This is a genomic window from Vreelandella arctica (assembly GCF_037070215.1).
Lineage (GTDB): Bacteria > Pseudomonadota > Gammaproteobacteria > Pseudomonadales > Halomonadaceae > Vreelandella > Vreelandella arctica.
Genome location: NZ_JBANSN010000004.1, coordinates 120757 through 146139 on the forward strand (window position 1 = coordinate 120757; position 25383 = coordinate 146139).

Below are 25383 nucleotides of genomic sequence, written 5' to 3' on the forward strand. Positions count from 1 at the left end.
GCAGTGAGGCATCTATCATGAGCGAACCAACAAAAATAGGCTTTATTGGCACAGGCATTATGGGTGGGCCGATGGCCGCCAATCTCGCCAAAGCTGGCCATCAGGTGCGCGTCTGGAATCGCACCCCGGATAAAGCGCACGCTCTTACCTCACTGGGCATAGAGGTAAGCGAGACTTTCCATCAGGCGGCTGAGCATGCAGACGTTGTGGTGGTCATGCTCAGTTCAGGGCCTGTCTGCGATGAGGTGATCCTGGGCCCCAACGGTCTATTAGCAGCCATGAAGCCGCACAGCACGCTGGTAGTGATGAGTTCGATCCCGGTTGAGACTGCACAGCAGCAGGCCAAGGCCGCGGCTGAGCGCGGGATTGGTTATCTGGATGCCCCCGTATCAGGAGGCGAAAAAGGTGCTCAAGCGGGTAATTTGGCGATTATGGTCGGCGGTGAAGTGGCCACATTCGAGCGCACAAGTACCCTACTTAAGATAATGGGCAACCCGGTTCATGTTGGCCCGGCGGGTACCGGGCAGCTAGCGAAGTTAGCCAATCAATTAATCGTCGCCAATACGATCGCCACTGTCTCAGAGGCGGTGCTTCTTGCAGAGCGCGGCGGCGCTGATCCCGCTAAAGTTCGCGAGGCACTGTTAGGTGGTTTTGCGGACTCCACCGTACTGCGCGCTCATGCCCCCCGTATGATTGCCAATGACTTCGCACCGGGTGGCCCCGCCAAATGGCAACTCAAAGATACCCAAACGGCCATTGCGCTCGCCAAAGAGCTGTCGCTTGACCTGCCCGTAACATCGCTGGTGAATAGCTTGTTCACGGACCTTGTTGCCCATGGCGACGGAGAGCTCGACCATAGCGCCTTGATTCGAGAACTCAGACGCCGAAACGAAATGCCCCTCGATTAACGACGCAAACTACCTTTATCGTTAACGCAAGTAATCGGGAATGTCGAGAACGCCGTGGTCACGAAAATCGCTAAGACGCTCTTGAACCTTGGCTTCGGAGCCTGCCAAGTGAGCAGAGAGCGCTTGGCTAGCTTGCTCGCCCTCTTTATGACGCATTCTGTCGAAGATTTTTAGATGGTCATGAAAGAACGGATCTTTGTCTGGCAGTGCCATGCTCGAGCCCAGCAGGTGCTTGCTCATAAGCAGGACAGGATGAGTGCGTCTTAGCATGTTAAAAATTTCTTGATTGCCCCCCATGCTCACGGTTCTGTAGTGCAGGTCGCTTTCAAGTTCATCCAGTGTCGCGCCTTCGACATTAGGATATTTCGCCGCTGTCTGCTCTAACTTCTCAATGAAATGGGAGATTTGTTGCTCGGGCATACTCTGCGTAGCCCTGGCAATCATAAAGGGCTCCAACTGCCTACGCGCTTCATAAAGGTTATGCAGTCGATCATTGTCCAGCGGCACAATGGACCAACTGGTGTACTTCACTTTTTCAACCACCCCAATGGACTGCAGATAGAGTAGAATTCGATGCGTAATCGTACGGCTGACACTGTATTTTCTTGCCAGTTGGAGCTCGTTGAGTTCAAACCTGCCCTTCATCGAACTCAAGACAACATCATGTTCCACAACATCGGCTATGGCGCGCCAAGTGTCCGTGCGCTCAATCTTGGCATCCTCTCCCAACGCACTGAAATCGGCCGTGGTTAGATTCCGCCTGATAGGCTCAACGGCTGTTGCCCCCACCAAGTAACCACGGCCATCGAAACGGCAAATTAACTGTTCATCATACAGTCGTCCTAACGTCTGACGAACAGGAGAGCGGCTCATTCCGAATATTTCTGCAATATTGCCTTCGAGTAGCACTAAACCTGACTCAAGGTGGCCACTGTTGATACTTCGCTTAAGCGCCTCGTAAAGCTGGTCTTTTAACGACTGCGACATTCAAGCCACTCATTACATAGGTGTTAGTTAAGGGCTATATAGGGCTGTTAAGTAACGGCACCCACCATCCACGGCACAAATTCATTGTTACCATAACCCAACGATTCACTGGCACTCTGCTCGCCCGAGGCAATCGAAATGATCTTCTCAAAAATATGCTCGCCCACTTCTTCTACTGTGGCGGTACCATCCACAATGGTGCCACAGTTAATATCCATATCTTCGAGAATACTTTCATACATCTGCGTATTGGTGGCCAGCTTAATACACGGCGCGGGCTTAAACCCGGAGACAGAGCCGCGCCCCGTGGTAAAACACACAACGGTTGCGCCTGAAGCAATCTGCCCCGTGACGGATACCGGATCATAGCCGGGGCTATCCATAAAATTAAAACCTGGCTCTTTCAACGGCTGGGCATACTCAAGCACGTCATTAAGGCTCGAAGAACCACTCTTAGCCACGGCGCCCAGCGATTTTTCAAGAATGGTGGACAAGCCCCCTGCTTTATTTCCCGGCGAAGGATTATTGTTTAATTCAGCCCCATTGATCTGCGTGTAGTGCTTCCACCACTCGATCCTTTCAAGCAGCTTACGCGCCACGTCTTCATTGATAGCTCTATCGAGAAGCAAATGCTCGGCACCATAGATTTCAGGCGTTTCACTCAAAATAACGCTACCGCCATGTTGGACGATAAGATCAGCCGCATGTCCCAGGGCAGGGTTGGCAGTAATACCAGAATAACCGTCTGACCCGCCACACTGCAGTGCCACGGTAAGGTGGCTCAACGGGGCCGGGCGTCTCTCGGCATCACGGTAGTCATTCGACATTTGACGGATTTTTTCCGACGCCTTCTCAATGCTCGCTCGGGTACCGCCAGCGCTCTGAATATTAAAGTAAAATATTCTTGATGTATCGGTCAGTCCATACTTTTCAACCAGTTGCTTAACCTGATTAGCTTCGCAACCTAAACCAATAATAAGCACAAAAGCAAAATTCGGATTGATCGCATAGCCATTCAATACCCGTTCAAGGAATGCAAACCCCTCCGACTCCGTATTCATTGCGCAGCCTGAGCCATGGGTGACCGGCACGACGCCATCAAAGCCTAATGCCTCAAACTCGCCGCTGGCATTGAGACGCTCGGCAACGACTTTCGAGACTGTGGCCGAACAGTTCACGGTGGAAAGAATGCCGATATAGTTGCGGGTACCTACTTGGCCATTTGCACGATGGTAGCCATTAAAGGTGCGCTGGCTGTCATTCACCGATGTCCTTGGCGCTGGCTTGAAATGCTCAAGTGATGTGTCACGTTCCAACATAATAATATTGTGCGTATGCACATGCTCACCGGCCTCGATACGCCGCGTTGCCAGCCCAATAATTTGACCATATTTGAAGATGGGCTGTTCTGGCTCAATGACCGTTAACGCAACCTTATGACCAGCATCAATATTCTCATGGGCAGTATGCTGATCATCGTCAATGGGGTAGCCCTTCGGAACAGCCCTACTCGCCACGCCAACATTGTCATGAAGATTCAACTTAATGACCGCAGGTACACTATTGATAAGCTCCATTATTTTCTCCCTAGCCTCTTAGACGTTTGCAAATCACTCAGTACCCCGCCATCAGCCCTTTCACCAGCGCGTTTAGAATTGTTGTACTGGGCATATTAGACTATCGTCGAGTTAATGATCATTGTGTGCAATATTCAATCAAAGTCAGTTTACTTTCTCCCGAAGCGCATGTCGATAGCTATAAAACAGAGCGATAAATCTGGTTATCCACACAGGTATCAAATGAGTTCTCTGCTACGCTTAAGGAGCAAAAAAGGAAGATTAAGGGCATGACCGCATAGAGAATAGTGAAATAGCACATGGATGGCTGAACACTTAGCCTGAGGTAGATTGAAGTAGAAAATTAGGAACTCAGAGGAATGCGGCGCGTCGAATATTGTTACAACTCCTAGTCCGTCTTGAACGGCTTGGACTTAACACCAATGCTATAACGAATATGCCCCTAAGCAATTAGGTACCAGGAGGTTCGCATGAGGAAATGGATCGTAATGGCAGTCGTCAATTGGCTGCGTAAGCCAGCAAACAGACAGAAAGCCAAGGACGCTTGGAAAGATGTTCGTGGTCGCAATGATGCAAAGCGGACGCCGCCACAGCCGCAGGCTACCCCGCGCGATACAACAGCAAAGCGCCCTGGCAATACCTTCGATAATCGTCCTTAAACGCTAGGCAACTTGGTTTGCATAGGTGGGATATCTGACACTTCCACAGAAGATTAAGTCGCTAGTACGCAAACGCCCCGCTGGATATGCCAGCGGGGCGTTTGCGTACTAGCGGTACTGATTGCTTGGCGCTAACGCGGGAATCTTCTCTACACCCCAGTTAATGAGGTAGTGGCGTTACAGATTAAGCACGACCATGACGGTATCCGTCTCATCATTGGCTGGCTGAACCACGAAACCAAACTCTTTCGCCATTTCTCGCATGGCATGGTTTTCTCGCAGAACATCGGCAAAGACCTGCTGAAGGCCATTTTCACGCGCATAGTCGATCATCTGCTGCATAAGCCGATAGCCAAGCCCGGTGCCCTTCATGTCACTACGCACCATGATCGCAAACTCCGCCTTTTCCTTGTCGGGATCAGCAGACAAACGGACAACACCCACGATTTCCTGTTTACCTTGTGGCATCGCAATAAACGCCATTTCCCGATCATAATCGATCTGAGTCAGCCGGGCGGCGAAGGCATGGTCGAACCGCCGGATGGCGGCAAAGAAGCGTAGGCGCACATCATCGGACGTGGAATGACGAAGCATATCCACCAGCGCACCCTCATCTTCGGGACGAATGGGGCGCAGTGAATAATGCTGGCCAATGCGTGTTTCGATAGTTTGCTCAAGTTGCTGCGGATAGGGTCGGATGGCAAAAGGAGGCCGCCCTTCACGGTCGGCCCTGACCACGATGCGCGCATCCAAGGCAATCACTCCGGTAGCATCGGCCAGTAGCGGGTTGATATCCAGTTCAACCACGCGATCCAGATCGCTGATCAACTGTGACAGTTTAATGAGCGTGAGAGAAATCGCTTCCAAGTCGGCCGCAGGGCGGTCACGGTAGCCGCGCAGCAAACGTGAGATACGTGTCGCCTGGATCATTTCTTGTGCTAGCAGCGGGTTGAGTGGCGGGAGACCCACCACCCGGTCACCGATTAGCTCTACTGCCGTGCCTCCCTGGCCAAACATAATAATCGGCCCGAAAACGCTATCTTCCGCGACACCTAAAATCAGCTCATGCGCCCCAGGGCGACGAATCATCGGCTGCACATTAAAACCATCTAACCGCGCCTCAGGCGCCACTTGGCGCAGCGTCGCCAGCATATCCTCGGCCGCCTGTGCCACCGCACCGGGCGAGGCCAGGTTCAACTGCACGCCCCCGCTATCAGACTTATGCGAAATATCACGCGAGAGGATCTTCAGCACGACCGGGAAGCCCAACTGCTTTGCTGCCTCACTCGCCTCTTCAGGTGTATGCACAGCAATGGCAGGGACGGTTGGAATCCCATAAGCCGACAATATTGCCGAGGCCTCTGGCTCGGTCAGCACGTTGCGCTCATCTTTAAGGACTTGGTCAATAATAGCGTTCGCGCTGGCTTTATCGATGGTACCGTCAGTGGAAATGGGCGGTGGCGTTTCCATCAACGTTTGCTGGTTTCGCCAGTAGCTGGATAAGTGCCAGAAGGCCCGGATGGCCTGCTCAGGCGTTTCGTAGGTTGGAATTTTTTGTGCCGCAAACAAATGGCGGGCCTTAGCTGGCGCCCCTTCTCCCAGCCAGCAGGTAAGAACGGCCGGACGTTGCGACCCCAGGGTATCAACCACCGCTTGGGCAGCGTCCAGGCTATCTGCGACCGCGGTGGGACAGTTCATAACAAGAATCGCATCCGCTTCTTTCTCGTTAAGCAAGGCTTCAAGTGCGCTTGTGTAGCGTTCCCCCGGCGCATCGCCGAGGATATCGACCGGATTGGCATGCGACCACGTGGGTGGCAGCACACTATCCAAACGCGCTAGCGTTGCTTCAGAAAGCTCGGCCAAGCGACCCTGCATCTCGGCCAGCTCATCCACTGCCAGCACACCGATTCCCCCTCCATTGGTGAGAATAGCTAGCCGGTCGCCTTTAACGTGAATACCGGTGGCCAGGGTGCCTGCGGCTTGAAACAGTTCATCAAGTGTATTGACCCGCAGCATACCTGCGCGCCGAAACGCTGCATCGTAAACGGCATCAGCACCCGCCAGCGCCCCAGTATGTGACAGTGCGGCTTTGGCGCCAGCATCGCTGCGCCCTGCTTTAACCACCACCACAGGCTTATTACGTGAGGCCTTGCGGGCCGCCGATAGGAATTTGCGTGCCTCGGTAATGGCCTCAACATAAAGCAGAATGGAATGCGTCTTGGGGTCGAGGGCCAAGTAGTCGAGCATATCGCCGAAATCGACATCGCTCATCGAACCGAGGGACACCACATGCGAAAAGCCGACCCCCCGCGCTGACGCCCAATCGAGGATAGAAGTAGCCACCGCGCCTGACTGCGTCACAAAGGCGACATTCCCCTTTTGGGGCATGATATGCGCAAAGCTGGCATTGATTCCCCGGTGCGGTGCCAAGACCCCCAAGCAATTAGGGCCAACAATGCGCATCAAGTAAGGCTTTGCCGCATCAAGCATCGCCTGTTTGAGCACTTGGCCATCGGCATGCTCACCTTCACCGAAGCCCGCGGTAATCACCACTGCAGCCCGGCACCCACGCTCCCCAAGCTCGCGAATAAGCCCGGGGACCGTATCTGGTGGCGTCGCAATAATGGCCAAGTCAGGCGCTAGCGGCAGCTCACTTACCGTGTGGTAGTTGAGAGCCGAGCGGATAGCCCGCTCTCTTGGATTCACGGTCAGGATCGGCCCTTCGAATCCGGCATCAAACAAGTTACGCGCCAGCACAGCACCTACTGAGCCTGGGCGATTGCTGGCACCAATCAAAGCGATCGTGGTGGGAGAAAACAACGCATCTAAATTGCGAATTGACATTAAACATCTCCGTCTAGCAATGGCAGGTCAGCGCGGTATGCTGCGCGTTCATCAACGTTAGTTAAGGAAGAAATATTACAGCTAAATCGCCGTTCTCACGCCTTGCATCGAAAAAACATCAAGACGACTATCTAATAAAGTATACCGAGATGGCTACATAAAATTTAACTTGAAATTATTTAAACGAACCATGATGACCGTCAAGTCATCGTGTATCGCGTAAGGCAGCTAGGCCAAGGACATTTATACTGTTTTAACTTCACAGAAGGTTTAACTTCACAGGAGAAACCAAGACAATGGTAATCCCCCTATTTTCAGAGGGTTTCAAAAGTAGAGTTCAGGCCATGCCGATAACTTACCGCTGATATATTCTGGCCCGTAGTGACAACGAATAGAGTGTGGTTTACCACGCCATTCAATGATCTGGTCTAGCGCCCGGATAACTCGTTCAGTGGGCAACGAGATGTCTACTTCGATACCAAGACCTTCTCGGTTAAAGTCGTCGGTCACATTCAGTAGGCGGTAGCGACGACCATCGCTCAGTTGGTCATGCATAAAATCCATAGGCCAGCTGTCATTAATCGTTTCGGGCACCTTTAAAGGCTCAGGCTTCTCGCGGATTAACCGTTTCTTCGGTTTGTTCCGAAGATTCAGCTCCAGCTCGCGGTAAATTCGGTAGACCCGCTTATGGTTCCAACGAAAGCCTTTCACATGACGCAGGTGCAGGAAGCACAAGCCAAAGCCCCAGTTTCTCTGGTTATGCGTCAGCGTGATCAACCAGTCGGCGATTTGATCGTTCTCGCCGCTGAGCTTCGCTTGGTATCGATAGCAACTTTCACTGAGGCTAAACATCCAGCAGGACAGGCGGATGCTGACGTGCTTTTCCATGACGGCTTTCTGCGCCATCTCACGGCGACGAGACGGCTTCACCACTTTTTTCGATCGCTTCCTTGAGGATATCCGCTTTCAATCGTTCCTCGGCATACATTTTCTTGAGCCGTCGGTTTTCATCCTCTAGCTCTTTCAGCCGTGCCACCATGGACGCATCCATACCGCCGAATTTAGCTCGCCACTTAATAGAAGGTCGCGCTGCTCATACCGTGTTTACGGCATAGCTCCGGAACCGGGGCACCGCCTTCGGCTTGCTTAAGGATCGACAGTATTTGGCTGTCTGAAAAACGTGATTTTTTTATGCAGAATCTCCCTTCGTTTAGCTTACGGAACATTCTACTTCTGAGCACCCTGGTTTTTCGGGGGATTACCTTGCTACATAGCTATAAACTATTAATAATAATGAGATTATCATTATCACGTGTGAGAGGACAGAGCTAATACTCCATTAAGACGCTGATGCAATCCTAATTTCATTCGAACGACTTAAACAACGTGCATTTGCCTTATTAACATCTGGAGCCTACGATGGGAACGGTCCCATAAGTAGAGATAAAATGACAACACCTACTCATCAACACGCGACAATCCTTGAGGTTGCACGCGAGGCAGGGGCTTCCAAGACCAGCGTTTCCCGCTACTTCAGTGGAGAACGTGAGCGGCTATCTCCGAACCTGCAGACGAGCATCGCCGCCGCGGCCCAGCGCCTAGGCTACCACCCCAACCGGATGGCCAGTGGCCTCAAGGGTGGTCGCTCGCGGATCATAGGCATGCTTGTGGCAGACATTCGGAACCCGTTCTCGGTGGCAGTGATGCACGGTGTGGAACAAGCCTGCCGCGAGCGCGGCCTCTCACTGATGGTCTGCAACACCGACAATGACTCGGCACTAGAGCGCGAACATCTCGCCCTACTCACCTCTTACCGAGTAGAGGGTCTGGTAATGAACGCTGTCGGCAGCCTGGACCGCGAACTGCAGGCGCTGGTTGAACAGGGCACCCCTCTAGTCCTCCTTGAGCGAGAGTTGAGCCAGGTAGAGGCTGAAGTGGTGGGCCTAGACAACGCTCGTGCGCTCGACTTAGCCCTAGACCACCTCCAAGCCAGGGGTTATGGAGAACTGCTCTACCTGAGCGAACCCCCGGGCCTGGCCAGTCCACGCCAGGCACGCCTTACTCGCTTCCAGCAAGGGGTCGCTGCGCGCGCCCTGGCCGGTGAGGTTCATTGCCAGACACTCGGCGAGACTGAGTCTCTGAACCGTGCTATCGGCAACTTTTTGGCACGTCCCGGCACGCTACCCAAGGCGCTGCTCTGTGCCAACGGCAACGCCACCCTGGCCGCTACCCGGGCACTACATTCCCTAGGCGCCCGACTTGGCGAGACTGGGCTGCTGGGCATCGACGAGCTCGACTGGTGCGAACTCGTTGGCCCCGGCATCACCACGCTGGCCCAGCCCACCGAGGCGATCGGTCGTGCTGCAGTCGAGTGCCTAATGCGTCGCCGTGACACCGGTGGCCGCACCATGCCAGCACGCCGCGTACATTTTCAGGCCAGTCTGATTCCACGTGGCTCTACCTGCCGCTAATCCACTCATTCAGGACTCCTCATGTCCCTTCAATTTTCTCGCTCTCGAATGGTATCGTTCCCACTGTTGCTTTCTGGCACTACAGATTCACCCGCCACCCTGGTCGCCACCTCTGCCTATGGCCACGAGGCCATCGCTGCCCACGGCCATACCGCAGTGCTGTCGTGGCTCGCCGCGGCTGGCGCCGACGGCGTAGAGATCCGCCGTGAGCTGCTGCCGCCTGACTTCGCGGACTTCATCGGCCTAGGTCAGGCCTGCGCCGACCTAGGCCTTGCCATCGTTTACTCCGCACCCGAAAGGCTCTGGGAGGTCGACCGGTTCGCTACGTGTCTGGATAAGCAACTGATCGAGGCCACCGAACTTGGCGCGGGCGCGGTCAAAATCCCCATGGGCCACTACCCCGGTGGGAGTCAGGTCGATTGGGCAGCGCTGCGGGAACGCCTCGCGGCCGCCCCGCCGCTACTGATAGAAAATGACCAGACCCTCGAAGGCGGCACGTTGGAACCCTTGTCCGCCTGCTTGGAAGACGCCGCTTCAGCGGGCTGCCCGCTAGGCATGACCTTTGATATTGGCAACTGGCACTGGACTGGCAATGACCCGTTGGCCGCGGCGCAGCGCCTGGGGCCTTTCGTGCGCTATCTACACTGCAAGGGAGTCGTGTCCGATCAAGGACACCTCAGAGCTAGCGTGCCCGACGATGGTGAACTCGCTGCTTGGCATACGTTGCTAGCCCACTTACCAACTCAAGTCCCCCGCGCTATCGAATACCCCTTACAGGGTCAGGATTTGACGACCATTACCGCTAAACAATTGTCGCGACTGCGCCACCTCTAACTTTCCACCCACGACACAGGAGATCGTCATGATTCGACCTTATGCCGCTCCCGAAATTCTTGCTTTCGGCGAGGCAATGACAATGCTCGTCGCCGAAGCGCCCGGTAAGCTGGCCAACGTCGAATACTTTCAGCGTCGCATTGCAGGCGCCGACACCAACGTGGCCATCGGCCTAGCCCGCCTAGGCTTTCATGTGGGCTGGTTGAGCCGGGTCGGCGACGATGGCTTTGGGCCTTTCATTCGCCAAGCCCTGGAGGCCGAGGGGCTCGACTGCCGCCATCTGCGCACCGACCCCGAACACCCCACAGGCCTTGTCTTCAAGGAGCTTGCCCAAGGCGGTGCAGATCCTCACGTGGAATACTATCGCCGTGGCAGTGCCGCCAGCCACTTGGCACCGACGGACGCCGACAGCGCTCTCATCGAGCGCCCGCGAGCTCGCCGAGACCATGCTTGATCGGGCCCAAGACGCTGATCATGGCCACCGCCCGCCGGGTTGTGGAACTGGCCGACTTTGTCAGGCGCGGCGACTGGCAGAAGAGTATCGGACCTGAGCACTTCGGCAGCGACGTACACGGCAAGACTCTCGGCCTCGTGGGCTTTGGGCGCATCGGCGCAGCTGTGGCCCGGCGCGGCGCATTGGGCTTCGGTATGCAGGTGCGCTACGCCATGGCCTCGCCCAAGCCAGCCCTGGAAGAAGAGTTGGGCGCCGAACGCCGTACACTTGACGAGTTGCTCACCGAGTCCGATTTCGTATGCGTTACTGTCCCACTCTCCGACACCACCCATCATCTAATCGGCGCTCATGAGCTCAGCCGTATGAAGTCTTCGGCGATTCTGATCAATATTGCCCGTGGCCCAGTAGTGGATGAGGCAGCGCTGATTGAGGCGCTGGAGGAAGGACGCATCTGCGCCGCTGGCCTCGACGTCTACACTCGGGAACCGCTGTCGCAGGAGTCACCTCTACCTCACATGAACAATGTGGTAGCGCTGCCGCACATCGGCTCGGCGACCCACGAAACCCGCGACGCCATGGCTCAACGGGCGGTTGACAACCTCACCTTGGCACTATCCGGCAGCCGACCTATTAGCCTAGTCAACGAAGAGGCCTGGGAGGCGCGCCGGGGTGCTTAATTGGGCACTCTTAGACTAAAGACGATTGGTAGAAGCTCATCATCTCAGCTAACTTTTAGATCAATCTAAAAACAACTATACAGGTAGCTACCATGCACCTTGATGCCTTACCCCATCAGAACCAGCGCGATACTGCTAGTGTGACTCTGAAGGATATCGCCGCCCACGCTGGGGTATCCCGCTCTACGGTGTCATTGGTATTGCGCGAGAGCCCATTGGTCGCCGAGCAAACCCGTCTAAAAGTGCAGCATTCCATCAAAGCGCTGGGCTATGTCTATAACCGCGGCGCTGCCGCCCTGCGCGGCAGCCGCACTTCGACACTTGGAGTGGTAGTTTACGACATCGCCAATCCCTTCTTTGGCGCTATGGTGGCGGGTATTGATGCCGCACTGAACCGCGAAGGCTATGTCTCTTTTTTGGCCAACAGCGAGGATTCACCAGCGCGCCAACAGCGCTTTTTGGAGCGCATGCGCGAACACAGCGTCGACGGCATCCTGTTATGCCCAGCGGAGGGCACCGACCCAGGATTGATCGACACTCTCGACAATTGGGGCATGGCCTGCGTGCAGGTACTACGCCACGTGGCCGAGCCGCCCTTCGACTATGCTGGCGCCAACTTTCACCAAGGGGTTTGCCAAGCCATGGATCACCTTGTGAGACTGGGCCATCAACGCATCGCCTTCCTTGGCGGTCACAGCGAGCACTCGGCGACCCGCGAGCGTTGGCAAGGCTACCGGGAATCATTAGAACACCATCAGCTCACCTACCAGCGCCTGCTGCGCTCCACCGTGACTCGCCGCGATGGCGTCGACATGATTACGCAGCTAATGGCTGAATCGCCAGCGCCCACAGCGGTCGTTTGCCACAACGACATGGTGGCCTTCGGTGCCATGCTTGGCCTGAAGCGCCTAGGGTTAGTGCCAGGCGTCGACTGCGCGGTGATCGGCACGGATGACGTCGAAGAAGCCAGCCTGAGCGAACCGTCACTGACCAGCATCGCCACCCATCCTTATGCAATCGGCGAAGAGGCGGCACGCTTAGCGCTGCGACGCATCGCCAACCCGGAAGGCGCACGGGAGCAAGTGGTATTAGCGCCCCGACTGCAGATTCGCGACTCCTGCGGGGCCGCCAGGCCTACGTCAGACGCAACCCTGCCCAACCGTGCTGCTGGGACTCACGCCTAGCGTTCTGTCCCATGCTGCAACTCAACGCCGCTCAAAGCGGCGATAACAAAAAGGTAGAATTATGACTAAGAAATGGATCGATCTAAAAAACACCTCAACTCGTGGATTGTTAGGCTCCGCCCTGCTGGCGACGGCCGCTCTAGGGTTCGCTGGCACGGCCCAGGCCTTAGATCTTCACTTCGGCCACGGCGGTACCGAAGACACCGCTTACCAATTGGGCGCCGAGCGCTTCAAAGAGCTGCTTGCCGAGGCCAGCGATGGCGAGATGGGCGTCCAGATCATGGGGAATTCAGTGCTCGGCCACGAGACTGAAATGTTTGAACAGCAGATGGCTGGCGCACTGGACGTGTCGATCATCAACCCCGGCCTGATCACCGACTTTTCTCCCACCGCCAACGTTTTCTCGATTCCTTTTTTGTATCGTGATGAAGATCATTGGAGCCAGGTGCTTGACGGCGAAGTGGGCCGCGCAATTGCTGACCAGATCACTGCGGAAACCGACGTGCGCGTATTGGCTTTCTACGGTGGCGGCAAGCGCCAGGTCGTTAGCACCGAGCCGTTGGAGAGCCTTGATGATCTCGAAGGCTTAAAGATCCGCACGAACCCCACCCAACCACTGATCACTGCTTGGGAGGCACTCGGCGCGGACCCCACCGTCATGCAGTGGAGCGAGATCTACACCGGGTTGCAACTGGGCGCCATTGACGGACTGCTCAATGAAGCAGAGTGGATTCACCGCATGCGCTTTCACGAAGTTGCCCCACACATCGGCCTCTCCGAGCACGATATTACGGTGCGACTGCTGACACTCTCTCAGGCAACCTGGGATCGTCTCGACGAATCCCAGCAAGAGCAGGTTATGAAGGCTGCCACCGAATCCGCTAGCTACGCTCGCAGCGTGCAACTAGAACAAGATGCCGAAGCGCTCGACCTGCTGGTTGAAGAGGGTGCCACCCTGCACGAAATGGATCGCGAGAAAATGATGGAAGCCGTCGCGGGACCGCTAGAGAGCGTGATCGCCGACATGGGACTGACCGAGTACCACCAGATGATCATCAACGCGGAATAACCCACCCGGCGCCGGCCTGGCCGGCGCCTCGCTTGCCATAGGTAATCACCATGTCCCGACTGCTCGCTGGCTTGGCACAGCTCAACCGGTTTCTGGAGCGTGTGCTCCACTGGATTCTGCTGTCGCTAGTGTTCGGCTTCATATTAATGGTCATCTACCAGGTGATCAGCCGAAATCTGGCGTTCATGCCAAATCTCTATTGGACCGAGGAATTCAGCCGCTTCGCCTTCCAGTGGATGGTAATGCTGGGCGCCGCAGTGGGAGTGCTTCACGCCGACCACTTTGTGCTTGAAGCCTTCCCCCACGGCTCACGGGCCGATCTCGCTACCCGGGTGATTCGCGACCTGGCGTGTTTGGCCATCGGTATTATCTTCGTCTTCCACGGCTACGAATTTGCCCTATCCGGGCTGCGCCGTAGCGCCACCGCCTCGGGGCTATCAATGATCTACGTCTACTCCACCTTCTTGGTCAGTGGGGTGTTCATTCTGCTATTCAGTATACAGCGCCTACTGCATACACTTCTTCACGGCTTGGATGCCATGGAAGCGTCACTCAATACGCCGAGCGAGATCGAGACGCTGAAGGTCAGCAGCGCGTCTGGTCACAGCGTGGAAAGCCTTGAGCCGGCCCCCAGAAGTAAGACACACACTGAACAGGGAGAGCCCCGCCCATGATGCCTGCCGACTGGATTTTCCTATTGCCCTGGCTGTTGTTCGGCTTGCTCTCCGTGCTCATCGTGGTAGGCGTGCCCATCGCCATGGCGCTCATCCTTACCTCGTTCAGCCTAATCTTCCTCGACCCGCGGCTGACCACTTGGGTGCTCTTCCAGCGCATGTACAGCGGCATGGACTCATTCGTGCTACTAGCCGTTCCGCTCTTTCTGCTGGCCGGTAACTTAATGAATGCAGCACGTATCACGGATCGTTTGATCACGCTGTGCATGCTATTAGTGGGTCACTTTAAGGGCGCCCTGGCCCACGTTAACGTCATGGTCAGCATGCTGTTCGCGGGCGTTTCCGGTTCCTCTACTGCCGACAGCGCAGGCATAGGCACGGTGCTAATCCCAGCCATGAAGCGCGAAGGCTATCCGACACACTTCGCCGTAGCCGTCACAGCAGCCTCGTCGGTGATGGGCATCATCATTCCTCCCTCAATCAACATGATTGTTTGGGGTGCCTTGACCAACACGTCCATCGCTGGCCTCTTCCTCGGCGGCATATTACCCGGGATCATGATCGGCGTAGCCCAGCTCTTGTTAAACCTAGGCTACGTGCGCCGCTATAACGTACCGATTCGACCGCGTGCCACCTTCCGCCAGCTGCTGCACTCAGGTAAGGACGGTCTGATGGCAGCAGGCATTCCAGTGGTGATCATTGGCGGCATTACGTTGGGTATTGTCACCCCCACCGAAGCGGCGATGATTGCCGTGCTCTATGCACTGGCACTAGGTTTTCTTGTCTATCGAGAGCTGACGTTCAGCGATGTCTTGGATTCCTCCACGGCGACCGTTAGGCTCTGCTCGCTATCGCTATTCAGCTTGGTGGGAGCGGCGATTTTTGGTTACCTAATCAGCTTCTACCAGATTCCACCCAAGCTGATGGCTGGGGTCAACATCTCAGATCCGATAATACTGCTACTGGTGATGACTGCCGTAATGCTGCTCATCGGCACCTTCATGGATTCGCTACCGGCCATGGCGATCATGGCACCGATCTTCCAGCCGTTAGCTATGCAAGCGGGCATCCATCCGGTGCAGTTTGGGGTAATTGGCGTGATGGCACTGGGCCTTGGGCTCATTACACCACCCTACGGGCTGTGCTTGATGATCTCGGCAAAGATCGGTGGTATTCCACTGCTCAAAGCGCTTGGTACCACGTTGATCTATCTGGCAGTGATGCTTGCGGTGATCCTGCTGCTGATTGTCTACCCTCAGTTAATTCTGGCGATCCCCCGTGCCTTGGTGCCGGACTTCGTCTGATCTACCCCGACGCCGGTTGCTGTTAAAGTGAGCCGGCGCTACATTGTTCAACATCGTGAGACCTCTATGTCCTTACCTCTCTGCCTGCTCTTCGACTCCGACGGTACTCTGGTCGATAGCGAGATCCTTCTCGCCGAGGTGATGGGCAATATTCTGCCGACCTTCGGCCTGCCCTTCTCCGCCCGTCAATACATGGAAGAATTCCGCGGCGTGCGTTTTCGTACCATCGTTGACAGCCTTGGCGAGCGCCACGGTGCCCTGAACGAAGAGCACTTCCCGGCAATGGAGAGTGAGATGCGCCGCCTGATGGAGCAACGTATGCGCGCCGAGCTGCTGCCCATCGACGGAATACCCGAGGTTCTGGACATCCTTGCCGCCCACCCCAAAGCGGTTGTTTCCAACGGCCCGGATCGAAAGATTCGCTGCGCCATGGAAAGTGCTGGCCTGGCACGGCACTTCGGCAACAACCTCTTCAGCGCCTATACCTTGGGTGTGTGGAAGCCCGATCCGAGACTCTACCTACAGGCGGCCGAGGCCATGGGCCAAGCACCCGAGCGCTGCATAGTGATCGACGATGCCACCGTCGGCGTTGTCGCTGGATTGGCCGCTGGCATGCAGGTAATTCACCTCAATCGCTTTCCCGAAGAGGAGGAGACGCCGAAAGGTGCCATCGTCATCCATCACGCCAGCGAGCTACCCAAGGCAGTGGCTCAGCTCACCGCAAAGGAGAGCGCTCTTCAGCCGCTTTGACATGCATCGCCACCCTGCTGTCTACAATAAAGGTTTCGGCCAACGCTTGATCGGGGCGCTGGCTGGGATTTTTCTGGTAGCGACGTAAACGCACTAGGTATATAGCGGCATGGTTTTCAAACGAAAGAGGCCATACCAATAAGTCATGATAATAATTTGCGGGGAAAATCTTTCGCCCTGCTCAGCAGAGCCTCTTACTCTGTTCTTGTTCATTGGCTAACCGCCTGTGCTACATGCCTACTCTCCAAGGCCAGTCACCTTTCGCTGTTGCGCTTCAATCTGTTCGCTGCGAATATTTGCGTGAAGATTATACTTCCAAGAATGCGGCCCCTATCGGAGCAAAAAAGAGATTCCGTTGATCAGCTTCCATTAATAAAAAAAACACTACTAAATAATTTAGCCTAGCCACCCAATCAAACTGAAGGGCTTAGCCACTAGAACAGCCGAAGCGTAAGTAAAGTGCACTGATTCATAAAAATTAACTATTACGCTCCCTGATTGTGCCTATTACCCATCATCATACTAATACTCAATAATCACGCGTCCCTTTTGTTAAACTACTTTTCTTCTAAACACATCAAGAGATATGTGCCCTGACGGACTGCGCTCTAGCCACCATTAGCGTACATGAGCATTTTTATAACGGCTCTTATATAACTATTAATAATCAGGAGGCAGCGTTTGGAGCTATTTCACTTCGCCTTGAATAATGCAGGTCTGCTGCTGTCACGCACAGTCGAGCATATTGCCCTTGTTGGCGTTGCCGTTGGCATTGCCACCTTGACGGGAGTGCCAATCGGCATCGCCATTACTAAAAATGAGCGTGTCGCACAAAGTGTGCTCTATCTAGCGTCCATCATCGTTACCATCCCTTCAATCGCCCTTTTTGGCATCATGATTCCGGTTTTATCGCTCATCGGGCATGGCATCGGCTATGTGCCAGCTGTGATCGCGGTATTGCTGTACTCCCAGCTACCTATCATCCGCAACACGTACACGGCGATTAATAATGTTAATCCGGCATTACGAGAAGCCGCTCGAGGCATTGGCATGAGCCCCAATCAGCGCCTGCGTTTGGTTGAAATTCCACTCGCCATCCCGGTCATCATGGCTGGCGTACGCACGGCCGTAGTGCTCAATATTGGCGTCATGGCGATCGCCGCCTACATCGGCGCCGGTGGATTAGGCACCTTTATTAGCCGGGGCATTTCTCAATCGGATCCACGCCAGCTAATCGTCGGTGCGATTGCTGTGAGTCTGCTGGCCATTATCGTTGACTATTCACTACTGTATTTACAAAAGCGCCTAACCCCTAAAGGAATGAGCCGTGAGGCTGCGGCGACCTAACGCCTCTTTCTTGATGTAATTGCTACTATAAGAGACACCCATATGATTCGACTTGATAGCCTGACCAAGGTGTTCGATACGCCGAAAGGCGCGGTGGTGGCCGCTGACCATATCGATATGGAAGTGCCTGAAGGGGAAATCTGTGTCCTCTTGGGGCCATCGGGCTGCGGCAAAACCACCACGTTGAAGATGATCAACCGGATCGTTAAGCCCACTGCTGGCAAAGTGTTTATCAATGGCGAGGATACAACCGGCCTCGATACTCAGACACTGCGTCGCAATATTGGCTATGTGATCCAGCAAATTGGTCTGTTTCCCAACATGACCATCGAGGAAAACATCACCATTGTGCCCAAGCTTTTGGGCTGGGATAAGGCCAAATACAAAGCACGGGCACGCGAAATGATGGCGATGATCGCGCTGGAGCCGGATGCCTTTCTTAAGCGCTTCCCCAGTGAGTTATCGGGTGGCCAACAGCAACGCATTGGGGTGGCCCGTGCACTCGCCGCCGACCCGCCAGTGATGTTGATGGATGAACCGTTTGGCGCCATCGACCCGATCAACCGAGCCGTCATTCAGGATGAGTTCCTGAAGATGCAGCAGGATCTCAACAAAACCATCATGTTCGTAAGCCACGACATCGATGAAGCTATCAAAATGGGCAACCGCATAGCGGTTTTCCGTGAGGGGAAGCTGGTTCAGTACTCCACGCCCGATGACTTGCTGGCGGCGCCCAAAAACGCTTTTGTGGAATCCTTTCTCGGTGAAGACCGTGCGCTTAAGCGGTTAAACCTGGTAAAAGTGCGTGAGATTGTTACCGACGAAATCGGCACCGTCTTGCCAAGCGATACGTTAGAGACAGCGTTGGCGAAAATTGACGACTACGGTTATCAAAACGCTATTTTGATGGTGAATGAACGGAAGCAGCCCGCCGGGATTATTAGCCGCTCCGTCGCCCGCACTACTAAAGGCTATTGCCGCGATCACTTCCAAGCTGTTCCTGCGGTTGTTGATCTCGACGATGACCTACGCAAAGCCGCCTCTTTGATGTTTGCTCACGACCAAACTTGGCTGCCCTGCGTCAACCAAGAAGGAACGGTGTGCGGCCAAATAACCCAGCGCGCCATGACCAGCCATTTAGGTGCACGCTACCGCGCTCGCCAGGGAGATGATCGCAAGCCATCGGCGGCCATTAAGGAGTAACCATGCCTATTCGATCCATAAAAGGGGCGCTTAAGGCACTGGTGCTGGTGGCAATTTTCCTCGCCGGTGTATGGAGCCAAGCCAGCGGCGTTATTGATGAGTTTGTCTGGTATCTGCCTGACGTTCAGTATTTGATGGTGCAGCATATCTGGCTCACGTTGATGTCGGGTAGCCTGGCGATTATCGTCGCTATCCCGCTGGGTGTTTTGCTCTCCCGACCAAGCATGGCCCGGGTAGCCGAGTCACTGATGCAGGTACTCAACGTCGGTACTACCATCCCGACCCTCGCCGTGCTCGCCCTATCCATGAGTTTTTTGGGCATTGGCACGGTACCAGCGGTGTTTGGCCTTTTTGTGGCGACACTGCTGCCGATTACGCGTAATACCTATGCAGGGTTAAAAGGTGTTAACCCAGCACTGATGGAAGCTGCTGCGGGGATTGGCATGTCACCCATGCAGCGACTTTTCAAAGTCGAGCTGCCCAATGCCCTCTACGTGATTTTTGCGGGGATGCGCACGGCGCTAACCATCAATGTAGGCACGGTTCCCCTGGCGTTTTTGATCGGTGCTGGCGGTCTCGGTGAGCTGATATTTACCGGCATTGATCTTTACGACCCTATCATGATGCTTTCCGGTGCCATTCCCACCGCGCTGTTGGCGATCGTGGTCGATGCGCTAATCGCGGTTATTGCGTTTTTAGTTGTCCCTCGCGGGGTCAATCCCGGTCGCGCTTAAGCCCCGCCACTCATGAAGCTTTTCTAACAAAAGAAGGATTCGATGATGAAAACATTTACGACAGCACTGACTAGTATTGCCTTGGCGAGCAGCGTTTCGCTCGCAAACGCCAACGACATTAGCGTTGGCGGTAAGAACTTCACCGAGCAGCAGATACTGGCCACCATGACGACACAGTATCTGGACAACCTCGGTTACGATGTTGATAGCCGTTCTGGCATGGGCTCGGCCATTCTTCGCCAAGCGCAGGAAAATGGTCAGATTGATCTTTATTGGGAGTACACCGGCACGTCCCTGATCAACTACAACGACATCAGCGAAAGCCTAAGCCCTGAAGAAACCTACCAACGGGTCAAGGAACTCGACGCCGAGAAAGGCCTTACCTGGCTTGAACCGTCGGAGGCCAACAACACTTATGCGCTCGCCATGCGCGAAGCTGCCGCCGAGGAAAGTGGCATTGAAACGCTTTCTGACCTGGCCGACGCGGTCAATAATGAGCAGGGTCTAACCTTTGCGCTCAATGCCGAGTTCTACGCCCGTGAAGATGGTTGGCGCCCGCTAATGGAAGCCTACGACTTTCGTGTTGGTCGCAGCGAAGTGAGCCGCATGGATACAGGCTTAGTCTATCAAGCACTGCGCAATGAAGAAGTCGACGTCGGCCTCGTATTTGCCACCGACGGCCGTATTCCTGCCTTTGACTTTTATGTTCTTGAAGACGATCAAGGCTTTTTCCCGTCTTATGCGCTCGCTCCGGTGGTGCGTACGGAAACCCTGGAAGCTAATCCTGAGCTTGCCGACCAGATGAATAAACTCTCGGCGCTGCTCGATGACGAGACCATGGCCGAACTCAATGCCAGTGTGGATGTCGAGCGCGAGTCAATTGAAGACGTTGCAAAGAGCTTTCTCGAAGAGAACGATCTGCTCTAACACTGCTAGGCGCTAGTGCATGGCACTGGCATAATGCCTGTCACAACATCGCCAAAAAGCCGCTCCAATGGAGCGGCTTTTTCAATGGGGGAGCCAATGCATTATCAAAATAAGCTTCGAGTAGGCGCAGCACAGATTAACACCACGCTTGGCGACGTGGATCATAACCTCGAGCGCCATTTGGCGCTGATTGCCGAGGCTCAGCGTGATGGTGTGGAGCTTCTGGTCTTCCCCGAACTTTCGCTAACGGGCTATCGGCTAGCCAGCCGCGTGATGCAAGTGGCGATGCCGCTCGAAGACCCTCGCCTCAAAGCGTTGGCCGACGTGTGCGGCTCTATGCAGGTAGTGGTCGGCTTTGTGGAAGAGGCGAGCCCCGGTGAGTACTACAATGCGCTGGCCATCTTTCAGCACGGCCAGCTAATGGGCGTGCATCGCAAGCTTAATCTGCCCACCTATGGCGGGCTGGAAGAAGGCAAGTGGTTTACCCATGGCAGTGAACTCACGCATACCGATATTTGCCCTGGCTGGTCGGCCACTCAGCTGATTTGTGCCGACTTATGGAACCCAGCATTAGTGCATGCCGCCCTGCTCGCTCGCCCGACGGTGCTTTGCGCGCCGATTAACTCAGCTAGCGGCATCGTCAGTGAGGACTTTTCCAATGAAGAAAATTGGGCATTGAATACCCGGTTTTACGCCATGACCTATGGCACACCGGTCATTATGGCGAACCGCTTTGGGCCGGAGGGTGACAGCCACTTCTGGGGCGGCTCGCGCATTCTCGGCCCGGGTGGTGAGACGCTTGCGCAAGCCGACGATGAAGAAGTGCTGATTATGGCGGATCTTTCCCGTACCGCGATTGCCAAAGCACGCTTTGAATTACCCACACATCGTGATGCGGATACCCCACTGGTCAGGGAGCTTATGGCGGGTTATCGCTAGCAACGGCCAGCTCACCCGCCAGAGTAAGTATCCGGCGGGCAGGGGGGAAAGGTAGGTTCAGTGGGAGGGAAAGCTAAACTGTGCCGTCTCTTGGGCACTTTCCGTCGGCCAGCGCTGTGAGACTGCCTTACGCCGAGTGTAAAAGCGCACAGCGTCGGGCCCATAGGCATGCAAGTCGCCAAACAGCGACTCTTTCCACCCACCAAAGCTATGAAAGGCTACCGGTACGGGTAGCGGCACATTAATACCTACCATGCCGACTTCAACCTCATCGGTGAAGCGGCGTGCTGCTTCACCAGCGCGGGTAAACAAGCAGGTACCATTTCCATACTGGTGAGCATTTATGAGTTCAATGGCTTGATCAAAGTCATCCACGCGAACGACACACAAGACGGGGCCAAAAATCTCGTCTTGGTAAATACGCATCGCTGAAGTGACGTGGTCAAATAGCGTCGCGCCCATAAAGTAGCCAGGGGCGTTTTCCACTAGCGGATGTTTGCGACCATCGAGTCTTAATACTGCACCAGCTGATTCGCCTTGACCGATATAGTCTGCCACCCGATCACGGTGGGCTTGGTTTACCAACGCGCCCATATCCAACCCCGGCTCTGTTCCGGGTCCAATATTGAGATGCTTCGCTTTTTCAGCAATCTTGTCTACCAACACATCAGCGGTTTGATTTCCCACACAAACAACCACCGAAATCGCCATGCAGCGTTCACCAGCGCTACCATAAGCGGCACCAATCAAGGTATTAGCCGCATTCTCAAGGTCAGCGTCAGGCAGTATGACCGCATGATTTTTCGCCCCACCTAATGCTTGCACGCGCTTACCCAGGGCGGCACCACGCTGGTATATTGCTTTGGCTACCGGCGTAGAACCAACGAACGACAGCGCTTTAACCTTTGGATGCTCGATGAGCGCATCGGCGGCTTCACGGTCTCCTTGTACGACGCTAAACACACCGGCTGGCAGGCCTGCCTCTTCAAGTAGCTCCGCCATTTTGATCGCCACGGAGGGCACTTGCTCTGACGGTTTTAAAATAAAACAGTTGCCACATGCAATCGCTATGGGGAACATCCATAGCGGCACCATCGTGGGAAAGTTGAACGGTGTGATGCCCGCGACAATCCCCACCGGCTGATGGTTTGACCACGTATCAATACCCGGTCCAGCGTTATGGGAATACTCGCCCTTTAATAGCTCAGGAATACCGCATGCGTATTCGACGTTTTCAATGCCACGTTTGAGTTCTCCCATGGCATCTTCCAACACTTTGCCATGTTCTTCGCTAATCAGCTTACACAGCGCCTCAGCATCACGCTCTAACAGCATTTTGAAGCGATACATGACCTGTACGCGCTTGCTAGGCGGCATATCACGCCAAGTGGGATACGCCGTTAGCGCCATTTTCACGGCTGAATTGACCGTTTGTGTGTCCGCCATTGCCACTTGGCGCACCGTTTTACCAAAGGCTGGATCTACCACGGGGAAGTAACGAGCTGCTTCTACGGGGCTCCCTCCTATCCAGTGGGGAACAGTCGTCAGCGATGAATCAATCACGGGATTACACTTCCTTATTTTAGCAGCTCGTCGTTGAAGGGGTAGCGTGAGAGCTTTTCGATACCGGTCTCGGTAATCAATACCTCTTCTTCGAGTTTGACACCATCAGCCGGGCCGACCTCGCCAATATAGCTTTCGACCGACACCACCATGCCTGGCTCTAGAACACCGTCCTTGGAGAACTTATCAAAATCCATATGGTGGGCGACCAGCGGCGTTTCACCATGCATCCCCACCCCATGAATGATCGATGGGTAGCGGCGGTCGATAAAGCGATCGGGGATTTTCCAGGCTTTATCAGCAATTTCACGGTAGCTCATGCCCGGTTTAAGCAAGCCCATATTGTGGTGTACCTGGTCGTACGCCATGCGATATATTTCGCGCTGATAGGCCGAAGGTTTGCCTGGACCAACGTGGAACGTGCGCGAGAAATCCGAGTAGTAACCGTGGCAACCGATGGTGTCGGTATCCAGTGCGACCAGCTCGCCAGGGCGAATTTTGCGGTCACTGGCTTCATTAAACCAAGGGTTTGTACGCGGCCCAGAAGAGAGAAGACGGGTTTCGATAAACTCGCCCCCGCCTCTGATCACCTCGCCGTACATGATCGCAAACAGCTCGTTTTCAGTGATGCCCGGTTTAATCGCGGCTTCGACTTCCGCCACGGCGGCTTCACTGGCGGCCATCGACTGAGCCAAACAAGCGATTTCTTCAGGCGTTTTGATGCGACGACAGTGCAACGTATCCTGCATGCAATCGTAGACATCAAGCCCCTGCGCTTCTAATGCACGCGCGAGATTAAGCGCGCAACGGTCAAGGCCCACTTTCTTATTACCCCTGCCGTGTTCCTTAACCAGTTCGGCAATTTCCACACCAAAAGGGTCAGACGACATGCCATCGCGTTGATTCACCGCTGACCACACCACCTTAGAGGTGCGCGCCTCATCGATGGTCTCAAGCCAGGTGGAGACGTGCGCGCTACCGGGATACTCAAATAGAATAATTGGCCCTTCAAGCGGGACATAAACGTATCGCGTGGAGTTACGCAGGAAGTAACCAAACATATTGCGCGACCCTGTCGCATAGCGCTGGTTATTCGGGTCAAACAGCACCAGTGCTGCATACCCTTCTTCCGCCATCATGGCACGCAGACGCTGAAGCCGCCCAGCGCGCAGCTGTTTAGGATCAAAGGCGGTGGGAATGCTATCGCCGTTGCCCATCGGCGCCGACGGCACCACTGGAATCTGATCAGGTTCGTTATCGGTAAGGTTTTCGCTTTCGACAATACTCATGGTATCTCTCGCCTCAGGGTTGGTTGGAGTCGCGGGGAACGTCTAAACGACTCCTAATCTGCTAGGCTATCGCTACGCTGCATGCCGTCTTTAAGGATTTGTTCATGAACTGGTGCCATGCGGCCAAAGATACGCTGAGCACGTTCCGGCCGACCCACAAAGCCTGGCTCTTTGGCGTAGGCAAAAATGACGGTGTGGCGCTCTTTATCTCCCTCAACCGGCGTCACTCGGTGGAGAGAGTAGCGACCAAAGAACACCTGTAAGTCACCCGGTTGAAGATCAAGGGTTTTCAGTTGTGAGCAATCCCCGTCGATGACTTTCTCAACGTCTTCGAAGTTTTCACCTTCAGGGCTACGGATCCCCGGCGCGTACTCGAAACGGCCGCCACCATGAGATTGACGCGTCATCATCGTGACAATGAACTCGTTGGTGTCATAGTGCCAAGGGTGCTGGCAGCCCTCACGCAACACGTTTACCACTAAGTCCGCCAACGGGTCGGCGTACTGGTGAATTTTTTCCCTTCCCACCACGGCCCCAATAAAGCGTTGAAATTCTTTATTTTCATACACTTGTCGGATAATAGTGTCACTACCGATACGATCCCCTGCCACAAAACCATTTGTGCGATCGTCAAAGCGATTTTTGGGATGTGTGGCCGGCAGTGAAGGGTCTCCTTCACTGTTATACGGGTTCGTCTCCGTTTGGTTGTAATGAGCATCCGGCGACAGCCGCTCTGTTTCCCGTTCAAGACGTGCTAGAGCCTCCTCAGGAACAAAGTTTTTAAGCACGACGCAGCCATCTTCACCTAGCTGACTGCGACACTGTGCGATTAACGCACGTCCGGTTTCGCTGTCCAACGCATCAATGGGATACGTTTTGAGATCGATAAGGCCATCTAATGTATTCGCCGATGGAGCAACCGCAGTCGCTTGCATGAAAAATACTCCTGTCGAATTAACGAATAATCTGGTGAATAAGGTCACGTTGAA

The 25383-nt window shown here is 54.8% G+C and carries 21 protein-coding genes and 2 pseudogenes; 16 read left to right on the forward strand and 7 right to left on the reverse strand.

The window, feature by feature from the left end:
- Positions 1–17: 17 nt before the first annotated feature.
- A complete protein-coding gene (locus tag V8L70_RS05070; protein WP_336269009.1) occupies positions 18–908 on the forward strand; it encodes an NAD(P)-dependent oxidoreductase in 891 nt (296 codons plus the stop codon).
- A 21-nt stretch (positions 909–929) separates the two neighbouring features.
- Here V8L70_RS05070 and V8L70_RS05075 read toward each other — a convergent pair whose 3' ends face one another.
- Both V8L70_RS05075 and V8L70_RS05080 read right to left on the reverse strand, forming a co-directional pair.
- A complete protein-coding gene (locus V8L70_RS05075; protein ID WP_101147225.1) occupies positions 930–1895 on the reverse strand; it encodes a GntR family transcriptional regulator in 966 nt (321 codons plus the stop codon).
- Between the two features lie 47 nt (positions 1896–1942).
- Positions 1943–3472 carry a UxaA family hydrolase gene (locus V8L70_RS05080; RefSeq protein WP_336269010.1) on the reverse strand — a complete coding sequence of 510 codons (1530 nt, stop codon included), beginning with the start codon at positions 3470–3472 and terminating at the stop codon, positions 1943–1945.
- A 470-nt stretch (positions 3473–3942) separates the two neighbouring features.
- On the opposite strand from V8L70_RS05080, the gene V8L70_RS05085 reads away from it, so the two are divergent.
- Positions 3943–4131, forward strand: coding sequence for a hypothetical protein (locus tag V8L70_RS05085; RefSeq protein ID WP_101147223.1), 189 nt, complete (start codon positions 3943–3945; stop codon positions 4129–4131).
- Between the two features lie 177 nt (positions 4132–4308).
- Here the strand turns inward: V8L70_RS05085 and V8L70_RS05090 are convergent, their stop codons facing one another.
- Together V8L70_RS05090 and V8L70_RS05095 are read right to left on the reverse strand one after the other, a co-directional pair.
- The gene (locus V8L70_RS05090; protein WP_336269011.1) at positions 4309–6975 is read right to left on the reverse strand and encodes a bifunctional acetate--CoA ligase family protein/GNAT family N-acetyltransferase; all 2667 of its coding nucleotides are present in this window, start codon (positions 6973–6975) and stop codon (positions 4309–4311) included.
- A gap of 336 nt (positions 6976–7311) precedes the next feature.
- Positions 7312–8168 (reverse strand): annotated as a pseudogene (locus tag V8L70_RS05095) (IS3 family transposase); the annotation flags it as partial.
- A gap of 255 nt (positions 8169–8423) precedes the next feature.
- On the opposite strand from V8L70_RS05095, the gene V8L70_RS05100 reads away from it, so the two are divergent.
- The 14 genes and pseudogenes from V8L70_RS05100 to V8L70_RS05165 all read left to right on the forward strand — a co-directional run bounded on the left by V8L70_RS05100 (position 8424) and on the right by V8L70_RS05165 (position 21542).
- Complete coding sequence (locus V8L70_RS05100; protein ID WP_179915159.1) at positions 8424–9446, forward strand: LacI family DNA-binding transcriptional regulator; 1023 nt, start codon at positions 8424–8426, stop codon at positions 9444–9446.
- 21 nt (positions 9447–9467) lie between these two features.
- Positions 9468–10280 (forward strand): sugar phosphate isomerase/epimerase family protein, encoded by an 813-nt coding sequence (locus V8L70_RS05105; RefSeq protein ID WP_246361683.1) that lies wholly within the window; start codon positions 9468–9470, stop codon positions 10278–10280.
- 28 nt (positions 10281–10308) lie between these two features.
- The gene (locus tag V8L70_RS05110) at positions 10309–10734 is read left to right on the forward strand and encodes a PfkB family carbohydrate kinase (RefSeq protein ID WP_179915160.1); all 426 of its coding nucleotides are present in this window, start codon (positions 10309–10311) and stop codon (positions 10732–10734) included.
- 14 nt (positions 10735–10748) lie between these two features.
- A pseudogene (locus tag V8L70_RS05115) lies at positions 10749–11411 on the forward strand (NAD(P)-dependent oxidoreductase); the annotation flags it as partial.
- A gap of 92 nt (positions 11412–11503) precedes the next feature.
- Entirely contained in the window at positions 11504–12595 is a 1092-nt protein-coding gene (locus tag V8L70_RS05120) for a LacI family DNA-binding transcriptional regulator (RefSeq protein ID WP_335598302.1), read from the forward strand.
- 61 nt (positions 12596–12656) lie between these two features.
- Positions 12657–13664, forward strand: coding sequence for a TRAP transporter substrate-binding protein (locus tag V8L70_RS05125; protein WP_335598301.1), 1008 nt, complete (start codon positions 12657–12659; stop codon positions 13662–13664).
- A 50-nt stretch (positions 13665–13714) separates the two neighbouring features.
- A complete protein-coding gene (locus V8L70_RS05130; protein ID WP_179915164.1) occupies positions 13715–14338 on the forward strand; it encodes a TRAP transporter small permease in 624 nt (207 codons plus the stop codon).
- A complete protein-coding gene (locus V8L70_RS05135) occupies positions 14335–15642 on the forward strand; it encodes a TRAP transporter large permease (RefSeq protein ID WP_179915165.1) in 1308 nt (435 codons plus the stop codon). Before V8L70_RS05130 ends, V8L70_RS05135 begins: the two co-directional genes overlap by 4 nt.
- Positions 15643–15708: 66 nt before the next feature.
- Complete coding sequence (locus V8L70_RS05140) at positions 15709–16392, forward strand: HAD-IA family hydrolase (protein WP_335598300.1); 684 nt, start codon at positions 15709–15711, stop codon at positions 16390–16392.
- A 681-nt stretch (positions 16393–17073) separates the two neighbouring features.
- The gene (locus V8L70_RS05145) at positions 17074–17739 is read left to right on the forward strand and encodes an ABC transporter permease (RefSeq protein WP_035558468.1); all 666 of its coding nucleotides are present in this window, start codon (positions 17074–17076) and stop codon (positions 17737–17739) included.
- 42 nt (positions 17740–17781) lie between these two features.
- A complete protein-coding gene (locus V8L70_RS05150; protein ID WP_335598299.1) occupies positions 17782–18942 on the forward strand; it encodes an ABC transporter ATP-binding protein in 1161 nt (386 codons plus the stop codon).
- Positions 18943–18944: 2 nt separating this feature from the next.
- Positions 18945–19676: an ABC transporter permease gene (locus V8L70_RS05155; protein ID WP_335598298.1), complete on the forward strand. Its 732-nt coding sequence runs from the start codon at positions 18945–18947 to the stop codon at positions 19674–19676.
- Positions 19677–19718: 42 nt separating this feature from the next.
- Positions 19719–20603, forward strand: a complete 885-nt coding sequence (locus V8L70_RS05160; RefSeq protein ID WP_335598297.1) for a glycine betaine ABC transporter substrate-binding protein — start codon at positions 19719–19721, stop codon at positions 20601–20603.
- Between the two features lie 96 nt (positions 20604–20699).
- Positions 20700–21542 carry a nitrilase-related carbon-nitrogen hydrolase gene (locus V8L70_RS05165; RefSeq protein WP_335598296.1) on the forward strand — a complete coding sequence of 281 codons (843 nt, stop codon included), beginning with the start codon at positions 20700–20702 and terminating at the stop codon, positions 21540–21542.
- Positions 21543–21599: 57 nt separating this feature from the next.
- On the opposite strand, the gene V8L70_RS05170 is transcribed toward V8L70_RS05165, so the two are convergent.
- From V8L70_RS05170 to V8L70_RS05180, 3 genes are read right to left on the reverse strand one after another with little or no spacing between them, the layout of a single operon-like run.
- On the reverse strand, positions 21600–23090 hold the full coding sequence (locus V8L70_RS05170; protein WP_335598305.1) for a CoA-acylating methylmalonate-semialdehyde dehydrogenase: 1491 nt from the start codon (positions 23088–23090) through the stop codon (positions 21600–21602).
- Positions 23091–23119: 29 nt separating this feature from the next.
- The gene (locus V8L70_RS05175; protein ID WP_336269014.1) at positions 23120–24394 is read right to left on the reverse strand and encodes a M24 family metallopeptidase; all 1275 of its coding nucleotides are present in this window, start codon (positions 24392–24394) and stop codon (positions 23120–23122) included.
- Positions 24395–24447: 53 nt separating this feature from the next.
- Positions 24448–25329 (reverse strand): HalD/BesD family halogenase, encoded by an 882-nt coding sequence (locus V8L70_RS05180; protein WP_335598295.1) that lies wholly within the window; start codon positions 25327–25329, stop codon positions 24448–24450.
- Between the last annotated feature and the right edge of the window lie 54 nt (positions 25330–25383).

Excerpts from the sequence above, each read along its gene's own strand:
- V8L70_RS05070 (WP_336269009.1), top strand. The coding sequence starts at position 18 with ATGAGCGAACCAACAAAAATAGGCTTTATTGGCACAGGCATTATGGGT.
- V8L70_RS05075 (WP_101147225.1), bottom strand. The coding sequence starts at position 1,895 with ATGTCGCAGTCGTTAAAAGACCAGCTTTACGAGGCGCTTAAGCGAAGT.
- V8L70_RS05080 (WP_336269010.1), bottom strand. The coding sequence starts at position 3,472 with ATGGAGCTTATCAATAGTGTACCTGCGGTCATTAAGTTGAATCTTCAT.
- V8L70_RS05085 (WP_101147223.1), top strand. The coding sequence starts at position 3,943 with ATGAGGAAATGGATCGTAATGGCAGTCGTCAATTGGCTGCGTAAGCCA.
- V8L70_RS05090 (WP_336269011.1), bottom strand. The coding sequence starts at position 6,975 with ATGTCAATTCGCAATTTAGATGCGTTGTTTTCTCCCACCACGATCGCT.
- V8L70_RS05100 (WP_179915159.1), top strand. The coding sequence starts at position 8,424 with ATGACAACACCTACTCATCAACACGCGACAATCCTTGAGGTTGCACGC.
- V8L70_RS05105 (WP_246361683.1), top strand. The coding sequence starts at position 9,468 with ATGTCCCTTCAATTTTCTCGCTCTCGAATGGTATCGTTCCCACTGTTG.
- V8L70_RS05110 (WP_179915160.1), top strand. The coding sequence starts at position 10,309 with ATGATTCGACCTTATGCCGCTCCCGAAATTCTTGCTTTCGGCGAGGCA.
- V8L70_RS05120 (WP_335598302.1), top strand. The coding sequence starts at position 11,504 with ATGCACCTTGATGCCTTACCCCATCAGAACCAGCGCGATACTGCTAGT.
- V8L70_RS05125 (WP_335598301.1), top strand. The coding sequence starts at position 12,657 with ATGACTAAGAAATGGATCGATCTAAAAAACACCTCAACTCGTGGATTG.
- V8L70_RS05130 (WP_179915164.1), top strand. The coding sequence starts at position 13,715 with ATGTCCCGACTGCTCGCTGGCTTGGCACAGCTCAACCGGTTTCTGGAG.
- V8L70_RS05135 (WP_179915165.1), top strand. The coding sequence starts at position 14,335 with ATGATGCCTGCCGACTGGATTTTCCTATTGCCCTGGCTGTTGTTCGGC.
- V8L70_RS05140 (WP_335598300.1), top strand. The coding sequence starts at position 15,709 with ATGTCCTTACCTCTCTGCCTGCTCTTCGACTCCGACGGTACTCTGGTC.
- V8L70_RS05150 (WP_335598299.1), top strand. The coding sequence starts at position 17,782 with ATGATTCGACTTGATAGCCTGACCAAGGTGTTCGATACGCCGAAAGGC.
- V8L70_RS05155 (WP_335598298.1), top strand. The coding sequence starts at position 18,945 with ATGCCTATTCGATCCATAAAAGGGGCGCTTAAGGCACTGGTGCTGGTG.
- V8L70_RS05160 (WP_335598297.1), top strand. The coding sequence starts at position 19,719 with ATGATGAAAACATTTACGACAGCACTGACTAGTATTGCCTTGGCGAGC.
- V8L70_RS05165 (WP_335598296.1), top strand. The coding sequence starts at position 20,700 with ATGCATTATCAAAATAAGCTTCGAGTAGGCGCAGCACAGATTAACACC.
- V8L70_RS05175 (WP_336269014.1), bottom strand. The coding sequence starts at position 24,394 with ATGAGTATTGTCGAAAGCGAAAACCTTACCGATAACGAACCTGATCAG.
- V8L70_RS05180 (WP_335598295.1), bottom strand. The coding sequence starts at position 25,329 with ATGCAAGCGACTGCGGTTGCTCCATCGGCGAATACATTAGATGGCCTT.